This is a genomic window from Piscinibacter sp. PDB5-1, assembly GCF_056676035.1.
This window is the reverse complement of sequence record NZ_JBWVZL010000001.1, coordinates 1-18,389: the sequence shown is the minus strand read 5'-3', so window position 1 is coordinate 18,389 and position 18,389 is coordinate 1. Positions and strand designations below refer to the sequence as shown.

Here is an 18,389-nt window from a genome sequence, read left to right as displayed (position 1 = left end):
GCGATAGGGGCGACACATGATTCCTGAGCTGGGCCACTTTGCCCTCATCCTCGCCCTGTGCGTGTCGATTGCGCAAGGCTTTCTGCCGCTGATCGGGGCACACCGCGGCCACGGCGACTGGATGCGCCTGGCGCGTCCGTCGGCGCAGGTCTTCTTCCTGCTGATCGTGGTGTCGTTCGCTTGCCTGGCTTATGCCTTCATGGCCAACGACTTCTCGGTGCTCTACGTGGCGCAGCACTCGAACTCGCAACTGCCCGACCTGTACCGCTTTGCCGCGGTGTGGGGCGGCCACGAAGGTTCGTTGCTGCTGTGGGCGTTGATGGCGGCCACGTGGGGCCTGGGCGTGGCGCTGTTCTCGCGCCAGTTGCCGCTCGACATGGTGTCGCGCGTGCTCGGCGTGCTGGGGCTCTTGAACATCGGCTTCTTGCTGTTCATGCTGACCACCTCGAACCCGTTTGAGCGCCTGCTGCCCGCCGCCGCCGACGGCAAAGACCTGAACCCGCTGCTGCAAGACCCGGGGCTCGTGTTCCACCCGCCGATGCTCTACATGGGCTATGTGGGCTTCTCGGTGGCGTTCTCGTTCGCCATTTCGGCGCTGCTGTCGGGCCGGCTCGATGCCGCCTGGGCGCGCTGGTCGCGCCCGTGGACGACCGCGGCGTGGATCTTCCTCACGCTGGGCATCGCCCTCGGTTCGTGGTGGGCCTATTACGAACTCGGCTGGGGCGGCTGGTGGTTCTGGGACCCGGTCGAGAACGCGTCCTTCATGCCCTGGCTCGTGGGCACGGCGCTGATCCACTCGCTGGCCGTGACCGAGAAGCGCGGCAGCTTCAAGAACTGGACGATCATGCTGGCGATCAGCGCCTTCTCGCTGTCGCTGCTGGGCACCTTCCTCGTGCGCTCGGGCGTGCTGACCTCCGTGCATGCCTTCGCCACCGACCCGAAGCGCGGCATCTTCATCCTCGCGTTCATGTGCGTGGTGGTGGGCGGCTCGCTCGCGCTCTTCGCCTGGCGCGCGCCCAAGGTGCATCGTGGCGGGCAGTTCGCGCTCGTGTCGCGCGAAACGCTGCTGCTGCTGAACAACATCGGCCTCATCACCGCGGCAGCGTGCGTGCTGCTCGGCACGCTGTACCCGCTGGTGGTGGACACCCTCGGCCTGGGCAAGATTTCCGTCGGCCCGCCTTACTTCAACGCTGTGTTCGCACCCTTGATGGTGCCGCTGCTGATGCTGATGCCCTTCGGCCCGATGGCGCGGTGGAAAGAAAGCACCGTCAAAGAGCTGCTCGGCCGCCTGAGCCCGGCCCTCGTCGGCGCCGTGCTCGTCGGTGTGGCCGTGCCCTTCGCGCTGGGCCGCTTCGCGCCGCTGGCGGCGTTGGGCGTGGCGCTGGCCGCGTGGATCTTCTTCTCGGCCCTGCTGCACATCTGGCGCCAGACGCGCGCCGGCAAGGTGTCGGCCCCGCGTTCGTTCTGGGGCATGCACCTCGCGCACATCGGCATCGCGGTGTTCGTGGTCGGCGTGACGCTGGTGAACACCTACGAAACCGAACGCGACGTGCGCATGGCCCAGGGCGACACCGTGGCGATGGGCGGCTACACCTTCCGCTTTCTCGGCGTGAACGAGGTCGCCGGCCCGAACTACCGCGCCCAGCGGGGCGACGTCGAAGTGTTGCGCGACGGCCAGGTGATCGAGACCATGCACCCGGAGAAGCGCCACTACCAGTCGTCGCAGATGCCGATGACCGAAGCCGCCATCGACGCCGGGGTCACGCGTGACCTGTACGTCGCCCTGGGCGAGCCGCTCGATGGCATCGGCTCGACCGCGTCGTGGAGCGTGCGCGTCTATCACAAGCCGTTCGTCGATTGGATCTGGTTCGGCTGCCTGCTGATGGCCCTGGGCGGCCTGCTGGCCGCAGCCGACAAGCGCTACCGCCTGCGGCGCGAAGCCGCCACGCAAGCGGCAGTGCAGGGGGCTGCGGCATGAAGAAGTTCGTCTGGCCGCTGGTCGTCTTTCTGGCGATCGTCGTGGTGCTCGGCGTGGGCCTCACGCGCAACCCGCGCGAGGTGCCGTCACCGCTGATCGGCAAACCCGCGCCCGCGTTCGAGCTCTCGCGCCTGGTGGGCAACCAGGCGGTCGCGCAGACCTTCACGCCGAAAGAAATGCTTGGCAAGGTCTGGCTGCTCAACGTGTGGGCCTCGTGGTGCGTATCGTGCAAGTACGAGCACCCGCTGATGGTCGAACTGGCCAAGAGCAACATCGCTCCCATCGTCGGCCTCAACTACAAGGACCAACCCACCGACGCCGGCGACTGGCTCAAGCGCAACGGCGACCCTTACCTGCTGTCGGTGGTGGACATCGATGGCCGCGTCGGCATCGACTGGGGCGTCTACGGCGCGCCTGAAACCTACGTGATCGACAAGGCGGGGGTCATCCGCTTCAAGCAGATCGGCCCGGTGACCCGCGAGGTGCTCGACCAGAAGATGCTGCCCCTGATCAAGGAACTGCAGCAATGAAGCGCTTCCTGTTGTTCCTGATGGTTGCCTGGCTGGCCGCTTGGGTTCAGGCCAAGGAAGCCGTGCCCATGGCCGACGACCCGGTGGTCGAGCAGCGCCTGATCGACATCTCGGAAGAAGTGCGCTGCCTGGTGTGCCAGAACGAATCGCTCGCCGGCTCGCGCGCCGGCCTGGCGGACGACCTGCGCCGCGAGATCCGCAACCAGATCAAGGCCGGCAAGACCGACGCCGAGATCACCACCTTCCTGGTCGATCGCTACGGCGACTTCGTGCTCTACCGTCCGCCGGTCAAGCCCGTCACCTGGGCGCTGTGGTTCGGGCCTTTTGCGCTGCTGGTGCTGGGCGTGATCTTCCTCGTGCGCTTCCTGCGCCGTCGCCCGAAGGCCGACGCCACGCCACTCACCGACGCCGAGCGCCAGCGGGCGCAATCCCTCATCGACGACGCCAACGGCGCACGACCATGACCGCCTTTCTCCTTGCCGCCGCCACACTCACCACCGTGGTGTTGGTGCGCCTGCTCTTGCCCCTGGTGCGCTCGGCGCGCCAGCGATCGACGCTGTCGCTGCAGCAACTCAACGCTGCCGTGTACCGCGAGCAACTGAAAGAGCTCGAACGAGACCTCGCCAACGGCCAGCTCTCGCAAGACCACTACGAGGAAGCGCGCGACGAACTGCAGCGCCGCTTGTTGCAAGACGTCGTCGAGTCGGGCGGGCCGGTGGCCGCTGTGGCCGCACCGGGCGGTGGCCGACGCAGCATGGCCACGCTGGTCGTGCTGGCGCTGACCCTGCCGCTGGGGGCCGGGGGGTTGTACGCCGCCCTGGGCAACGCCCAGGCCATCAATTACCAGCCGCCCGAAGACTCACCTCAGCAACAAGCGCAGCGTGCGATCGAAGAGCTGGGCGCTGCTCTGAAGAAGCCCCCCACCTCGCCCGATGAATGGCTGCGCGTGGGTCGGGCCTTTGCTCGCGTGGGCCGCTTCAACGAAGCGGTGCGCGCATTCGGCCAAGCGCAAGAGGTCATCGACAAAGACCCCGACTTGCTGATCGAGCTGGCCGACCTGATGTCGGTTGCCGCCAACGACAACCTCGAGGGCCGCCCGATGCAACTGGTGCAACAGGCGCTCGCCCTGAACCCGAAGCACCCGATGGGCTTGATGCTGCTGGGCACCTCGGCCTACCGCAAGGGCGACCACGCGACGGCGATCGCCGAGTGGGAAAAGCTGCTGACGGTGCTGCAACCCGGCAGCCGTGACTTCCAGCTCGTGCAGTCGCACATCGAGCAGTCTCGCCAGCAGATGGGCAGACCCGCTGTGGCCGCGACCACGCCCTCGGCGCAGGGCGATGGGGCTTCGTCCACGACCGCCGCAGCCGCATCCACGCCCGCGCCCACCGCGCCGGCGGCAGGTGCCGTCAGCGGCGAGGTGGTGATCTCGGCAGCGCTCGCCTCGAGTGTCGGCCCTGGCGACACGCTGTTCATCATTGCCCGGGCCGACGACGGCTCGCGCATTCCCATCGCCGTGCTGCGCCGCAGCGCGAGTGAACTGCCGCTGAAGTTCGTGCTGGACGACAGCATGGCCATGGTCCCCCAACGCACCATCTCGAAAGCCCAGTCGGTGGTGCTGCTTGCACGCGTGTCCAAGTCTGGGCAGGCCGTCGCTCAGCCCGGTGATCTTGTCAGCGAAACCGGCACACCGGTCAAGCCGGGAAGCACCGGTTTGCGCCTCGTCATCGACCGCCAACTCTGACGACGCTAATCTTCTTTTTGCGCTGTCAAGGGACGCCGGGCGTCCCCTTCGTGACAGCTAGCACAAACGAACGGGGCTCGATAGATCAGAGCGACCGGGGAAAGTGCGGATCGCAATATTTGGACGCCAGTCCAAATATAGGAAGGTGGGCGAGCCCCCCCCGGAATCTGCTGTGTTGGCGGCTTCCAGGGACTCATACCCCGACCGATTCAAGTCTTGCCTGACCGCGTTACCGACGCTCGAGGGTGCGGCCTGTACGGTGCCGCGCGCCTCGGGGCAACCTGGGTGCCGGCTTTCGCGAGCACTCTCAGGAAGACGTGGACCCCCGCCCACGCGTTCATGACCCTCGATGGGTCCGGTGCCAAGCATCGGACATGAGTCGCTCGCACGAGTTCAACACAAACGTTGCACGACAACGAGGAGACGCCAATGAAGAGATCCATCCGAGAGGCGGTGTTCAGGCACCTGCCCAGCGCCGCGACGGCGCTGTGCATGAGTGTCTGTGCGCTGTCTGCGTCCGCACAGACGACCACCACCGTCCTTCAACAGAACTTCGCCAGCGGCCTGGGCACCTTCGTGTCGGCCGGCACGGTCGCCACCAGCAGCGCTGGCGCGCGCATGACCGCCGCCCTGTTGAGCACCGACGGCAACATCACCTCGCCGGTGTTCAGCACCACGGGCCTGAGCAACCTGAGCCTGACCTTCACGCGCGTGACGGCCGGCCTCGACTCGGGTGAAGCCGGCATCGCCGAAATCTCGGTGAACGGCGGCACCAGCTACACCGCGATCGACTCGACCACCGTCACCAGCAGCAGTGCCGTGACCGTGGCCCTGCCGGCCTCGGCCGCCAACCAGGCCAGCGTGCGCCTGCGCTTCCGTGTCAACGCCAACAGCTCGACCGAGACCTACACGGTCAGCTCGTTCACGCTGACGGGCACCACCGGCGGCGGCGGCGATCCGGGCTGCACGACCAACTGCAATGCGTCCGTCCCGGCGCGCGGTAGCTTCACCACGTTTGAGAGCGGCCATGTCCGCCCGATGGCGCTGTCGAGCAACGGCCTGCGCCTGTTCGTGGTCAACACGCCCGACAACCGCGTCGAGGTCTACAACACCCAATCCGGCACGCCGGTGCTGACCGAGTCGATCCCGGTCGGCCTCGAGCCCGTCGCCGTGGCGCTGGCCTCCGACGGCCAGTTGTGGGTGGTCAACCACCTGTCCGACAGCGTCAGCATCGTCGACGTGTCCGTCTCGCCCGCCCGCGTGGTCAACACGCTGCTGGTCGGTGACGAGCCGCGCGACATCCTGTTCGCAGGCACGGGCAACAAGTGGGCGTTCATCACCACGGCACACCGTGGCCAGAACACCGGCTTCGACCCGCGCCTGACGACCCCTGGCATCGGCCGCGCCGACGTGTGGGTGTTCGACCGCAACAACCTGGGCACCCGCCTGGGCGGTCAGGCCGCGACGCGCCTGAACATGTTCGGCGACACGCCGCGCGCGCTCGCCAAGAACGCTGCCGGTACCCGCGTCTATGCCGCGATCTTCCACTCGGGCAACAAGACCTCGGTCCTGACCGACGACATGGAAGAAGGTGGCATCGCCAAGGCGCCGCCGACCACCGACGCCGGTGGCATCACCCAGCCGCAAACCGGCCTGATCGTGCAGAAGAACGCAGCCGGCCGCTGGATGGACAGCGGCGACTCGTTCAACGGCACCGCGCCGCGCGACTGGACCAGCCGCATGCGCCTGAACCTGCCCGACTACGACGTGTTCACCATCGACACCACCGGCACCCTGCCGACGTTGACGACGCGCACCTCGGGCGTGGGCACGACGCTGTTCAACATGGCGGTCAACCCCTCGTCGGGCAAGATTTACGTCAGCAACCAGGAAGCGCTGAACGTGAACCGCTTCGAAGGTCCGGGCAACCGCTCGAACACCGTTCGCGGCCACTTCATCGAGCAGCGCATCACGGTGATCGACGGCACCAGCGTGCTGCCCCGCCACCTGAACAAGCACATCACCAGCTACTCGGCTGCCACCGGCACCGCCGCTGAAAAGGCCGCCGCCCTGGCGACCCCGCTGGAAATGGCTGTGTCGCCGGACGGCTCGATGCTGTACGTGGCGGCGATGGGTTCGAACAAGCTGGCTCGCATCCCGACCGCCCAGCTCGAAGCCAACACCTTCACGCCTTCGGCCAGCAACCACCTCACGCTGACCGGCGGTCTGCCGACCGGCGTGGTGCTCGACCCTGCCCGCAACCTGGCCTTCGTCACCACCCGTGGCGACAACGGCATCTCGGTGGTCAACACCTCGACGTGGCAGCAGACCGCGCACGTCACGATGTTCAACCCCGAACCCGCCATCGTGAAGAACGGCCGCCGTTTCATGTACGACGCCGACTACACGTCGAGCCGCGGCGATTCGTCGTGCTCGGGCTGCCACATCTTCGGTGACGTGGACCACCTGGCCTGGGACCTGGGCAACCCGAGCGAGCGCCGTGTGTCCAGCCCCAACACCTACAACGCGGCGGTTCCGCGCCTGATCCGTCAGGCCACGTTCCACCCGATGAAGGGGCCGATGACGACCCAGAGCTTCCGCGGCATGAAGGGCCAGGGCCCGCTGCACTGGCGTGGTGACCGCACGGGCCAATCGCGCTCGACGGGCGAAACGCTGGAGCACCAGGCCTTCGAAGACTTCAACGTCGCGTTCACGGGCCTGCTCGGCCGTGGCAGCCAGTTGACGGCTTCGGAAATGGCGGCTTTCGCCGATTTCGCGCTCGAAATCGTGTACCCGCCCAGCCCCATCGGCAACCTGGACGGAAGCTTCACCTCGGCGCAATCGGCCGCGTTGACGCTGTACAACAACACGACCTCGGACACGATCTCGACCTGCAACGGCTGCCACCGGTTCGCTCCGGCTGAAGGCCGCTTCGGCACCGACGGCACCATGTCGGCCGAAGGCAATGGCACCGACGAGGACTTCAAGATCCCGCACCTGCGCAACATGTACACGAAGGTGGGCATGTTCGGCGAGAACACGCAAGTGACCTCGCAGCCGAATGTCGGTGACCAGATCCGTGGTTTCGGCTTCGACAACGCCGGTGCTTCGGGCACGGTCGACGAGTTCCTGAGCGCCCCGGTGTTCACGTTCTCGGCGGCCCAGCGCGCCCAGGTCGAGCAGTTCGTGTTGGCCATGCCGTCAGAAATGGCCAACATCGTCGGCCAGCAGGTCACGGTGACGCCGACCAACTCGGCCCAAAGCGACATCACGACCCGCCTGAACCTGCTGACGGCGCGTGCCCGTGTGACCAGCCCCCGCAAGGAATGCGAAGTGGTGGCCAAGTCCGTGTTCGGTACCACCGCACGCGGCTGGGTCTACAACGGTTCGCTGTTCGTGCCGGACAAGGCCGGTGAAGCCGCTGTGTCGCAAGCCGACCTGATCAGCCAGGCGGTTGCCGCCAGCGCGCCGATCACGTTCACTTGCGTGCCCCCGGGCAACGGCACCCGCATCGGCGTGGACCGCGACGGCAACGGCACGCTGGATCGCACCTGATCAAGACCCCGGGCCTCGGATTCGTCTGAGGCCTGGTTGAAAGCAAAGCCCACGTGGCCGCGCAAGCGGTGCACGTGGGCTTTTTTCATGGGCGGGTGAAAACGTGCCCCGCTGCCGCTGTCAGTGCGGGGTGGGTGGGCGAGGCGCCCGCCCGAGCGGACGGAAGAGGGCGGCGCGGCGGCCGGGCCGGGTCAGGGCGCGATGGCGTCGAGCAGTTCGCTCTCGATCTCGATCTGCGTCTTGTTCTGCTGCAGCGCCGAGCCGTCGATCAGGAAGGTGTCTTCCACCCGCTCGCCGAGCGTCGTGATCTTGGCGAGTTGCAGGTTGATGTGGTGGCGCGCCAGTACGCGGGCGATGGCGTACAGCAGGCCCGAGCGGTCACTGGCCGAGATGCCCAGCAACCAGCGCTGCGCGCGTTCGTCGGGCCGCAGCGTGACGCGCGGCGTGACCGGGAACGACTTCACCCGCCGCGAGATGCGGCCGCGGCTGGGTTGTGGCAGCGGCCCATCGGCCTTCAGCGCGAGCGAGGCCTGGGTTTCGACCAGCGAGATCAGGTCCCGGTAGTGGTGGTCGTGCTGCGGGCTGATGACCTGGAAGGTGTCGAGCGCATAGCCGGCCTTGGTCGTGTGGATCTTCGCGTCGAGGATGTTGAACCCCGCGCCGTCGAAGTAGCCGCAGATGCGCGCGAAGAGGTCGGGCCGGTCGGGTGCGTACACCAGCACCTGCAGCCCTTCGCCGATCGACGACAGCCGCGCGCGCACGATGGGCTCGGTGCTCGTGACATGGCGGAACAGCGAGCGCGCATGCCAGGCGATGTCGGCCGCGTCGTGTCGCGCGAAGTAGCTCAGTTCGAGCGTCTTCCACAGCTCGGTTTCGGTGCCGGGCAGCAGCGAATAGAGGTTGAGCGTGTGCCGCGCCTCTTGCTTGCGTGCTTCGATGTCGGCATCGACGTTCGGCTTGGCGCCGCCCAGTGCCCGCAGCGTCAGGCGGTACAGGTCTTCCAGCAGCTTGCCCTTCCAGGCATTCCAGACCTTGGGGCTGGTGCCGCGGATGTCGGCCACGGTCAGCAGGTACAGCGCGGTCAAGCGGCGTTCGGTGCCCAGCAGCTTGGCGAAGTTTTCGATGACCTCGGGGTCGCTCAGGTCTTCTTTCTGGGCGATGCGCGACATGGTCAGGTGCCCCTTGACCAGAAACTCGATCAGCGAGGTGTCTTCTTTCTCGATGCCGTGCTCGCGGCAGAAGCGCCGCACCTCGACCGCCCCCAGGTCGGAGTGGTCGCCACCACGGCCCTTGGCCACGTCGTGGAAGAGCGCCGCGATGCACAGGATCCACGGCTTGTCGAAGGTCGAGGCCAACTGCGAGCAGAACGGGTACTCGTGCGCATGCTCGGGGATGAAGAATCGCCGCACGTTGCGCAGCACCATCAGGATGTGCTGGTCCACCGTGTACACGTGGAACAGGTCGTGCTGCATCTGCCCCACGATGCGGCGGAACACCCACAGGTAGCGCCCCAGCACGCTGGTCTGGTTCATCAGCCGCAGCGCGCGAGTCTGCCCTTCGGGCTCTTGCAGGATGCGCATGAACATCGCGCGGTTCGCCGGGTCGCGGCGGAAGTCGCTGTCCATCACCTCGCGGGCGTTGTAGAGCGCGCGCAGCGTGCGCGCCGACAGGCCCTCGATGCCCGGCGTGCGCTGGAAGACCCAGAAGGTTTCAAGGATGGCGTGCGGCTCGCGCACGTAGAGGTCGTCGCTCGCCACTTCGAGCATGCCGCCCCGGTCGAAGAACCGGTCGTCGATGGGTTGCATCGGCGCGTCTTGCGAGCCGTTGACCCGTTCGCCGATGTTGAGTACCAGGATCTGGTTCAACTGCGCCACCGCCTTGGCCGCCCAGTAGTAGCGCTTCATCAGCACTTCGGACGCGCGCTGCGCCTTGGTGGCCTGGTAGCCGAAGCTTTCGGCCACCGCGGTCTGCAGGTCGAACACCAGCCGGTCTTCGCGGCGGCCCGCCACCATGTGCAAGCGGGCGCGGATCAAGCGCAGCAGCCCTTCGTTGCGCTGCAGCTGCTTGACCTCGAAGGGCGTGATGAGCCCCTTGGCGGCGAGCTCGCTCCAGTTCTTGCCCAGGCCGGCGGCACGCGCCACCCAGATCACCATCTGCAGGTCGCGCAGGCCGCCGGGGCTCTCTTTGCAGTTGGGTTCGAGCGAGTAGGGCGTGTCTTCGTACTTCTGGTGGCGCTGGCGCATCTCGAGCGTCTTGGCGCGGAAGAAGGCCACCGGGTCCATCGCGCCTTGGTTGGCGCGCTTGAAGCTGTTGAACACACGCTTCGAGCCGGTCAGGTAGCGCGATTCGAGCAGGGCGGTCTGCACCGTCACGTCGCGCTCGGCCTCGGCCACGCATTCATCGACGGTGCGCACGCTGGAGCCGATCTCCAGGCCGATGTCCCAGCAGGCGGTGATGAAGCCTTCGACCGACGAGCGCAGCGCGTCGTTGGCCGTGCCCTCGGCCACCGTGGCCGACGGGGTACCCCGCGCCGGGTTGGGCAGCAGCACCAGCACGTCCACGTCGGAGTGCGGGTACAGCTCGCCGCGCCCGTAGCCGCCCACGGCCACCAGGGTGGCGCCGGGCGGCATCATCGCGTGGGCCCAGAGTTCGCTGAGGGTGTGGTCCACGTGGCGCGCGAGCGCGCGAACCAGCTGGGTCGCGGCCGGCGCCGTGGCGCGCGACTGCCGGAAGGACTCCAGCAGCGCCGCCTTGCCTTCACGAAAGCGAGCGCGCAGCTCGCCGATGTTGCGGGCGGGTGCGTTCAGGGTCTCAGGGACGGCCGCCACGGCAGGTCAAGCCGCCGACACCGCGGCACCCACGGTCACGAAGGCCGGCGGCGGGGGGCTGCCGGCCGACACGGTCAGCACCTCGTAGCCGGTCTCGGTGACGAGCACGGTGTGCTCCCACTGGGCCGACAGCGAGCGGTCTTTGGTGACGATGGTCCAGCCGTCGCCTGTCTCTTTGATGTGGCGGGCGCCGGCGTTGATCATCGGCTCGATGGTGAACACCATGCCCGGCACCAGCTCTTCGAGGGTGCCCGGGCGGCCGTAGTGCAGCACCTGGGGTTCTTCGTGGAATTTCTTGCCGATGCCGTGGCCGCAGAACTCGCGCACGATCGAGAAACCCGCGTTCTCGCCGAAGGTTTGAATGGCATGGCCGATGTCGCCCAGCCGCGCGCCGGGCTTGACCTTCACGATGCCCTTCCACATGGCCTCGTAGGTGAAGCTGCACAGGCGCCGCGCGGCGATCGAGCCTTCGCCGACCACGAACATGCGGCTCGTGTCACCGTGCCAGCCGTCCTTGATGACGGTGACGTCGATGTTGACGATGTCGCCGTTTTTCAGCGGCCGGTCGTTCGGGATGCCGTGGCACACCTGATGGTTGATCGAGGTGCAGATCGACTTGGGGTAGGGCGTGTAGCCGGCCGGCTGGTAGTGCAGCGGCGCGGGGATGGCCTGCTGCACGTTCACGATGTGGTCGTGGGCCAGTTTGTCGAGTTGCTCGGTGCTGATGCCCGCCTTCACGTGGGGGGTCAGCATGTCCAGCACTTCAGAGGCCAGGCGGCCGGCGACGCGCATGCCTGCAACGTCTTCGGCGGTTTTGATCGTGATCGTCATGGGGCGGAATTATCGAGGGCGCGGCGGCTGTCCCGTCACGGGCGGCGCGGCAAAGGCGGGATTCTCTCACTCGACCTCTAAAATTGCTGGTTTCCGCCGGGCTGCCCCCGCCCCGGTGTCCCCGACTCCCACCGACCGGCCCCCTGGGCTTTTTCAGCGTGACTTCCACTCCCAAGCATCTGCTGCATTTCGAGGGCGGCAACGCCTTGTCGGCCTTCCGTGCGCAAGCCCTGCTGCCGAAACTCCAGGCGGTCAGCCCGCGCATCACTGGCGTGCACGCACGCCACGTGCACTGGGTGTGGAGCGAAACCCCGCTGGCCGAGGGCGCGAAAAACACCCTCGAAGCGCTGCTGCGCTATGGCGACCCGTACAGCGGCCCGGCCGCCGAGGGCGCGCTGATCGTCGTGGCGCCGCGCCTGGGCACCGTGTCGCCCTGGGCCTCGAAGGCGACCGACATCGCCCACAACTGCGGCCTGGCGATCAAGCGCGTCGAGCGCGTCACCGAATTCCGCCTCGTGCTCAAGAGCGGCCTGCTGGGCGGCCTGACCGGTGGTGCGAAGCCACTCGACGCCGCCGAGCTGCAGGCCGCCGCCGCGCTGCTGCACGACCGCATGACCGAAAGCGTGCTGCTGGCCCGCGACGAGGCCGCGCACCTGTTCGACGAGCAGCCCGCCAAGGCGATGGAACACGTAGACGTGCTGGGCCACGGCCGCGCCGCACTCGAATCCGCCAACAAGACCTTCGGTCTGGCCCTCAGCGACGACGAGATCGATTACCTGGTCAACGCCTTCACGGGCCTGAAGCGCAACCCGACCGACGTCGAGCTGATGATGTTCGCCCAGGCCAACAGCGAGCACTGCCGGCACAAGATCTTCAACGCGCAGTTCACCATCGACGGCGTGGCGCAAGAGAAGTCGATGTTCGGGATGATCCGCAACACGCACCAGCTCGCGCCACAGCATACCGTGATCGCCTACAGCGACAACGCCTCGGTGATGGAAGGCGGTGAGACGGAGCGCTGGCTGCCGCAGGGCTACACCAACGCGCCGCAATACGGCGCGAAGCGCGAGACGGTGCATGTGCTGATGAAGGTCGAGACGCACAACCACCCGACGGCGATCTCGCCGTTCCCGGGTGCCTCGACCGGCGCGGGCGGTGAGATCCGCGACGAAGGCGCCACCGGCCGGGGCTCGAAGCCGAAGTCGGGCCTGACGGGCTTCAGCGTGTCGAACCTGCACCTGCCCGGCACCAATGAGCCGTGGGAGCAATCGCCCATCGGCAAGCCCGAGCACATCGCGAGCCCCTTGCAGATCATGGTCGAGGGCCCGCTGGGCGGCGCGGCCTTCAACAACGAGTTCGGGCGGTCCAACCTGGGCGGCTACTTCCGCGTCTACGAGCAGCAGGTCGGCGAGGTGGTCCGCGGGTACCACAAGCCCATCATGATCGCGGGCGGCCTGGGCACGATCAGCGACAGCCAGACGCAGAAGGTGCAGTTCCCGGCCGGCACGCTGCTCATCCAGCTGGGTGGCCCCGGCATGCGCATCGGCATGGGCGGCAGCGCGGCCTCGTCGATGGCCGCCGGCGCGAACGCGGCCGAGCTCGACTTCGACTCGGTGCAGCGCGGCAACCCCGAAATCCAGCGCCGCGCGCAAGAGGTCATCAACCACTGCTGGTCGCTGGGTGAATCGAACCCGATCCTGGCGATTCACGACGTGGGCGCGGGCGGCATTTCGAACGCCTTCCCCGAGCTGGTCGATGGCGCGGGGCAGGGCGCCCGCTTCGACCTGTCGAAGGTGCCGCTCGAAGAAAGCGGCCTGGCGCCGAAAGAAATCTGGTGCAACGAAAGCCAGGAGCGGTATGTGCTGGCGATCTCGCCCGACACGCTGCCGATCTTCGAAGCGATGTGCACGCGCGAGCGCTGCCCCTTCGCCGTGATCGGCCAAGCGGCGGGCGACAAGCACCTCGTGCTCGAAGACGGCGGGGCAGGCGAGCGCGCCATCGACATGCCGATGGACGTGCTGCTCGGCAAGCCGCCCAAGATGCACCGCGACGTGAAGCGCGTGGCCCGTGCGTTCGAGCCGCTGAAGCTCGACGACGTGTCGCTCGACAAGGTCGCCTTCGACGTGCTGCGCCACCCGACGGTCGCCAGCAAGCGGTTCCTCATCACCATCGGCGACCGCACCGTGGGCGGCTTGAACAGCCGCGACCAGATGGTCGGCCCCTGGCAGGTGCCGGTCGCCGACTGCGCCGTGACGCTGGCCGACTACAGCGGCTTCCGCGGCGAGGCCATGAGCATGGGCGAGCGCACGCCGCTGGCCGCACTCGACGCGCCGGCCTCGGGCCGCATGGCGGTCGGTGAGGCCATCACCAACCTGCTGGCCGCGCCCATCGAGCTGCCGCGCGTCAAGCTCAGCTGCAACTGGATGGCCGCGTGCGGCGAGCCCGGTGAAGACGCCGCGCTGTACGACACCGTCAAGGCCGTCGGCATGGACCTGTGCCCGGCGCTGGGCATCAGCGTGCCCGTCGGCAAAGACAGCCTCTCGATGCGCACGCGCTGGTCCGACCAGGGCGAGGCGAAGCAGGTCACCGCGCCGGTCAGCCTGATCGTCAGCGCCTTCGTGACGCTGGCCGATGTGCGCCCGACGCTCACGCCACAACTGCAAGCCGGCGACACCACGCTCGTGTTGATCGATCTCGGCAACGGCAAGAACCGCATGGGCGGCTCGATGCTCGCGCAGGTGCTGAACCAGTTCGGCCACGAAGTGCCCGATGTCGATGACGCGCAGCAGCTCAAGTCGCTGGTCGCGGCGATCAACCAGCTGCGCACTGAGGGCAAGCTGCTCGCGTACCACGACCGCAGCGACGGCGGCCTGTGGGCCAGCGTCTGCGAGATGGCTTTCGCCGGCCACTTGGGCGTGAGCCTCAACGTGGACATGCTCGTCACCGAAGGCGACGGCATCAGCGACAGCCGCGCCGAGTACGGCGACTCGAAGAACTGGGCCACGCAGGTCAGCGCGCGTCGCCACGAGCTGACGCTCAAGGCGTTGTTCAACGAAGAGCTGGGCGTCGTCATCCAGGTGCCCACCGCCGTGCGCAACGAGGTGATGCAGACCCTGCGCCAGCACGGCCTGAGCAAGCACAGCCACTTCATCGGCAAGACCAACGAGCGCGGCGTGGTCGAGGTCTGGCGCGATACCAAGACCGTGTTGGCGGCCCCGCTGCGCGACCTGCACCAGGCCTGGGACGACGTGAGCTGGCGCATCGCCCGCCTGCGCGACAACCCGGCCTGCGCCGACGCCGAGCACGACGCCGTGGGCCGCGAAGACGACACCGGCCTGCACGTGCACCTCACGTTCACGCCCGAAGCGCCGGCCGTTCACACCTCGCGGCCCAAGATGGCCATCCTGCGCGAGCAGGGCGTCAACAGCCACGTCGAGATGAGCTACGCGATGGCGCAGGCCGGCTTCGACACCTTCGACGTGCACATGAGCGACCTGCAATCAGGCCGCGCGCGGCTCGACCAGTTCCAGGGCTTCGTCGCCTGCGGTGGCTTCAGCTACGGCGACACGCTGGGCGCCGGCGAGGGCTGGGCGCGCTCGGTGATGTTCAACCCGAAGCTCGCCGAGCAGTTCGCGGCCTTCTTCGCACGCCAGGACACGCTGGCCCTGGGCGTGTGCAATGGCTGCCAGATGATGGCGGCGCTGGCGCCGATCATCCCGGGTGCGCAGGCTTGGCCGAAGTTCACGCGCAACAAGAGCGAGCAGTTCGAGGCGCGGCTGAGCCTGGTCGAGGTGCTGGAGAGCCCGTCGGTCTTCTTCACCGGCATGGCCGGCAGCCGCCTGCCGATCGCGGTGGCGCACGGCGAAGGTTTCGCCGACTTCTCGCAGCGCGGCGACGCCAAGCAGGTTCAGCGGGCAATGCGTTTCGTTGATTCGAAGGGCCAGCCTACCGAGGCTTACCCGGCCAACCCGAACGGCAGCCCCGACGGCCTGACCTCGGTGACCACCGCCGATGGCCGCTTCACCGTGCTGATGCCGCACCCGGAGCGCGTCTTCCGCAACATCCAGACGAGCTGGACCTCGCTCGACAAGAGCGCGCAAAGCCCGTGGATGCAGATGTTCATCAACGCACGGCGTTGGGTGCGTTGACCGTTCGCGTGATGCGAACACCAACGCGGACCTCGGTCCGCGGTGTCGAAGCCTGAGAATCCAGGCGCGGCCTGGGTGGTGAAATCGGTAGACACAGCGGACTTAAACTCCGCCGCTCGCTGAGAGGCAGCGTACGGGTTCGAGTCCCGTCCCAGGCACCAACCGAGCCATGGCACCGCCCTGGCGCATCGTGATCTTCACAGGCAGTGCACTCTGGCCTGAACAGGGCGCGGCAACGTCTGCTGCGCCGGGCGGCTTGCCTGAGCCGGGCACCGGTCAAACCCTCTGACCTGGATGCGCCGGCCCAGGCACCGGGCGAGTCGAGCTGCATTCGGTGCTCGTGTCGAGCCTGGCACCGTTCACTTCTCTTCGATGGCGACGTGTCGCAAGGCGACCGTGCCGTTCTTGCTGCTGTTGTCTCCTCCAGCCCCTCTCGCATTCCGCTTGTTCGCAAGGTATCGCGACCCGCTGCGCAGCCGCTACCCCGTGAGCTGGCGGCCGGGAAAACACGAGTCCACCGAGGGGGCATCGCACACAAATGCCCCGACCGTGACCTGCGTCACATGCATACAAGGGGGCGTCCCGCAGTCGCGGGGTTCTTGCCGGGGCCCAGGCTTCGTACAACCCTACCTCATACAAATCGTCACAGGTCGGGGTCGCCATGAAGTCTCTTGTTCTCGCGCTTGCTTTGCTCGTTCCTGCCTGGGCAAACGCCCAGAACCTTGTCCGCAATGGCAGCTTCGAAGACACGAACCAGCCCAGCGGCACATGGAACGTCTACTCCAGCGTCAACGGCTGGAACACGCTGCAAGGCGCCGGGCTCGAGATCCGCGACAACGTCGCCGGCCAGGCCTACGACGGCAGCAATTTCGTCGAGCTCGACTCGCACAACAACAGCTGGATCGGGCAGACCGTGGCGACCACCAGCGGGCTCGACTACATCCTCTCGTTCTTCTACGCGCCCCGCGCCGGTGTGACCGCCGAGTCGAACGCCATCAATGTCTACTGGGGCGGCTCCCTGCTCAACCCGGCGCCCATCACGGCCAGCGGCCTGGGCCTGTCGTCCAACCTCTGGACGCGCTACAGCTACACCGTCCGGGGCACAGGCAGTGACCTGCTGAGCTTCCGCGGCGTGGGCACGAACGACAGCTACGGCGGTGGCATCGACGCCGTTCACCTGGTGGCGGCACCCGTGCCCGAGCCCGAGACCTACGCGATGCTGTTCGCGGGCCTGCTGTTCATCGGCTTCGTGATGCGCCGTCGCCCGGTCTGAGCGATCGGCGACCCGGGGCGGGGTGGCTCAAAGCCCGGGACGGGCTTCCACCTCGCAGGCGAAGGGCAGCCAGCGTGCGGCGAGTCGCCGCAAAGAATCTTCGTCACCCGTCGTGACCAGCCGCACCCGCGGCGCCTCGGCCGAGGGTGAGCCCGCGAACAGGCGCGCAGCCTGGCGCGCCACCGCATCGGCGGTGTCGATCAACAGCACCTCCGGCCCCAGCGCCTGCTGGATCAGCTCGCGCACGAAGGGGTAGTGCGTGCAGCCAAGCACCACGGTGTCCACGCCGGCGTCTTTCAGCGGCTGGCAATATGTGCGAATCAGCGACAGCAGTTCCGGGTCGTCCAGGGCGCCACGCTCGATCACGCCCGCCAGGCCAGCGCAGGGCTGTGGCAGCACGGTGGTGTCGGCCGAATGGGCTTCGAGCAAGTGCTTGAACTTGTCGCTGCGCAAGGTCATCGGCGTGGCCATGACGCCCACGCGGTGGTTGCGCGAGGCCTTGACCGCCGGCTTCACACCCGGTTCGACGCCGACCACCGGCACCTCGGGCCACCGGGCGCGCACCGCGGCCACCGCCACCGCCGTGGCGGTGTTGCAGGCGACGACCAGCATCTGCGCGCCCTCGTTCAACAAATATTCCGCGATCCGCAGGGTGCGACCGGCCACGTAGTCATCGCTGCGTTCGCCGTAGGGCGCGTGCGCCGAGTCGGCGACGTACAGCAATTCGGAGCCGGGCAGGGCGCTGTGCAGGGCCTTCAGCACCGAGAGCCCTCCCACGCCGGAGTCGAACACGCCCACCACGGGGACGCGTTGCGGCGCAGGGATGGATGGGAGTGCGGCGTGCCCGTCGGTCATGGCGGCGGCAGTCTAGCAGTGGCCTTTTTGGCGCTCGGGGCTGCTCGAAACCCTTGCGCCGCGAAACGATCGTTCTACAATCGCCGCCGAAAAGCGAACGATCGTTCGTTTTATTTCGCCCCGTGTCGCCGGCCCGCCGGACACGCCCCCGCATCCAAACCCAGCAGTCGCGCAGACCGACTCCAGGAGATTCCGCATGAAAGTTCTCGTACCCGTCAAACGCGTGGTGGACTACAACGTCAAGGTTCGTGTGAAGAGCGACGGCTCGGGCGTGGACATTGCGAACGTGAAGATGAGCATGAACCCCTTCGACGAGATTGCCGTCGAAGAGGCGGTTCGCCTCAAAGAGAAGGGCCTGGTGACCGAAGTGATCGCTGTCTCGGCCGGCCCCACGCAGTGCCAGGAGACCCTGCGCACCGCGATGGCCATCGGCGCCGACCGCGGCATCCTCATCGAATGCACCGACGAACTGCAGCCCCTGGCCGTGGCCAAGCTGCTCAAGGCCCTGGTCGATAAAGAAGGCCCGTCGCTCATCATCCTCGGCAAACAGGCCATCGACGACGACTGCAACCAGACCGGCCAGATGCTCGCGGCCTTGGCCAACCTGCCCCAGGCCACCTTCGCCAGCAAGGTCGAACTGACCGCTG

The 18,389-nt window shown here is 67.4% G+C and carries 11 protein-coding genes and 1 tRNA gene; 9 read left to right on the top strand and 3 right to left on the bottom strand.

The annotated features are described in order from the left end of the window. Positions 1 to 16: 16 nt before the first annotated feature. The 5 genes from AC1KAT_RS00060 to AC1KAT_RS00040 all read left to right on the top strand — a co-directional run bounded on the left by AC1KAT_RS00060 (position 17) and on the right by AC1KAT_RS00040 (position 7,807). The gene (locus tag AC1KAT_RS00060; protein WP_480321506.1) at positions 17 to 1,978 is read left to right on the top strand and encodes a heme lyase CcmF/NrfE family subunit; all 1,962 of its coding nucleotides are present in this window, start codon (positions 17 to 19) and stop codon (positions 1,976 to 1,978) included. Beyond that, entirely contained in the window at positions 1,975 to 2,508 is a 534-nt protein-coding gene (locus AC1KAT_RS00055) for a DsbE family thiol:disulfide interchange protein (protein WP_480321504.1), read from the top strand. The genes AC1KAT_RS00060 and AC1KAT_RS00055 overlap by 4 nt, the downstream gene beginning before the upstream one ends. Continuing rightward, a complete protein-coding gene (locus tag AC1KAT_RS00050) occupies positions 2,505 to 2,972 on the top strand; it encodes a cytochrome c-type biogenesis protein (protein WP_480321502.1) in 468 nt (155 codons plus the stop codon). Before AC1KAT_RS00055 ends, AC1KAT_RS00050 begins: the two co-directional genes overlap by 4 nt. Beyond that, on the top strand, positions 2,969 to 4,252 hold the full coding sequence (ccmI, locus tag AC1KAT_RS00045; protein WP_480321500.1) for a c-type cytochrome biogenesis protein CcmI: 1,284 nt from the start codon (positions 2,969 to 2,971) through the stop codon (positions 4,250 to 4,252). The genes AC1KAT_RS00050 and ccmI overlap by 4 nt, the downstream gene beginning before the upstream one ends. A 429-nt stretch (positions 4,253 to 4,681) precedes the next feature. Next, positions 4,682 to 7,807, top strand: a complete 3,126-nt coding sequence (locus tag AC1KAT_RS00040) for a YncE family protein (RefSeq protein ID WP_480321498.1) — start codon at positions 4,682 to 4,684, stop codon at positions 7,805 to 7,807. 191 nt (positions 7,808 to 7,998) lie between these two features. On the opposite strand, the gene AC1KAT_RS00035 is transcribed toward AC1KAT_RS00040, so the two are convergent. Continuing rightward, positions 7,999 to 10,635, bottom strand: a complete 2,637-nt coding sequence (locus AC1KAT_RS00035; RefSeq protein WP_480321496.1) for a [protein-PII] uridylyltransferase — start codon at positions 10,633 to 10,635, stop codon at positions 7,999 to 8,001. A 6-nt stretch (positions 10,636 to 10,641) separates the two neighbouring features. Then, the gene (gene map / locus AC1KAT_RS00030; protein ID WP_480321494.1) at positions 10,642 to 11,466 is read right to left on the bottom strand and encodes a type I methionyl aminopeptidase; all 825 of its coding nucleotides are present in this window, start codon (positions 11,464 to 11,466) and stop codon (positions 10,642 to 10,644) included. A gap of 158 nt (positions 11,467 to 11,624) precedes the next feature. On the opposite strand from map, the gene purL reads away from it, so the two are divergent. From purL to AC1KAT_RS00015, 3 genes are all read left to right on the top strand, one after another. After that, on the top strand, positions 11,625 to 15,614 hold the full coding sequence (gene purL / locus AC1KAT_RS00025; protein WP_480321492.1) for a phosphoribosylformylglycinamidine synthase: 3,990 nt from the start codon (positions 11,625 to 11,627) through the stop codon (positions 15,612 to 15,614). Between the two features lie 69 nt (positions 15,615 to 15,683). Continuing rightward, positions 15,684 to 15,775, top strand: a tRNA-Leu gene (locus tag AC1KAT_RS00020). Between the two features lie 500 nt (positions 15,776 to 16,275). Beyond that, positions 16,276 to 16,887: a PEP-CTERM sorting domain-containing protein gene (locus tag AC1KAT_RS00015; RefSeq protein ID WP_480321490.1), complete on the top strand. Its 612-nt coding sequence runs from the start codon at positions 16,276 to 16,278 to the stop codon at positions 16,885 to 16,887. 27 nt (positions 16,888 to 16,914) lie between these two features. On the opposite strand, the gene murI is transcribed toward AC1KAT_RS00015, so the two are convergent. Beyond that, entirely contained in the window at positions 16,915 to 17,742 is an 828-nt protein-coding gene (gene murI, locus AC1KAT_RS00010) for a glutamate racemase (protein ID WP_480321488.1), read from the bottom strand. Between the two features lie 196 nt (positions 17,743 to 17,938). Here murI and AC1KAT_RS00005 point away from each other — a divergent pair. Further along, positions 17,939 to 18,389 (top strand): electron transfer flavoprotein subunit beta/FixA family protein (locus AC1KAT_RS00005; RefSeq protein ID WP_480321486.1); only part of this gene is annotated, 451 nt, incomplete at its 3' end.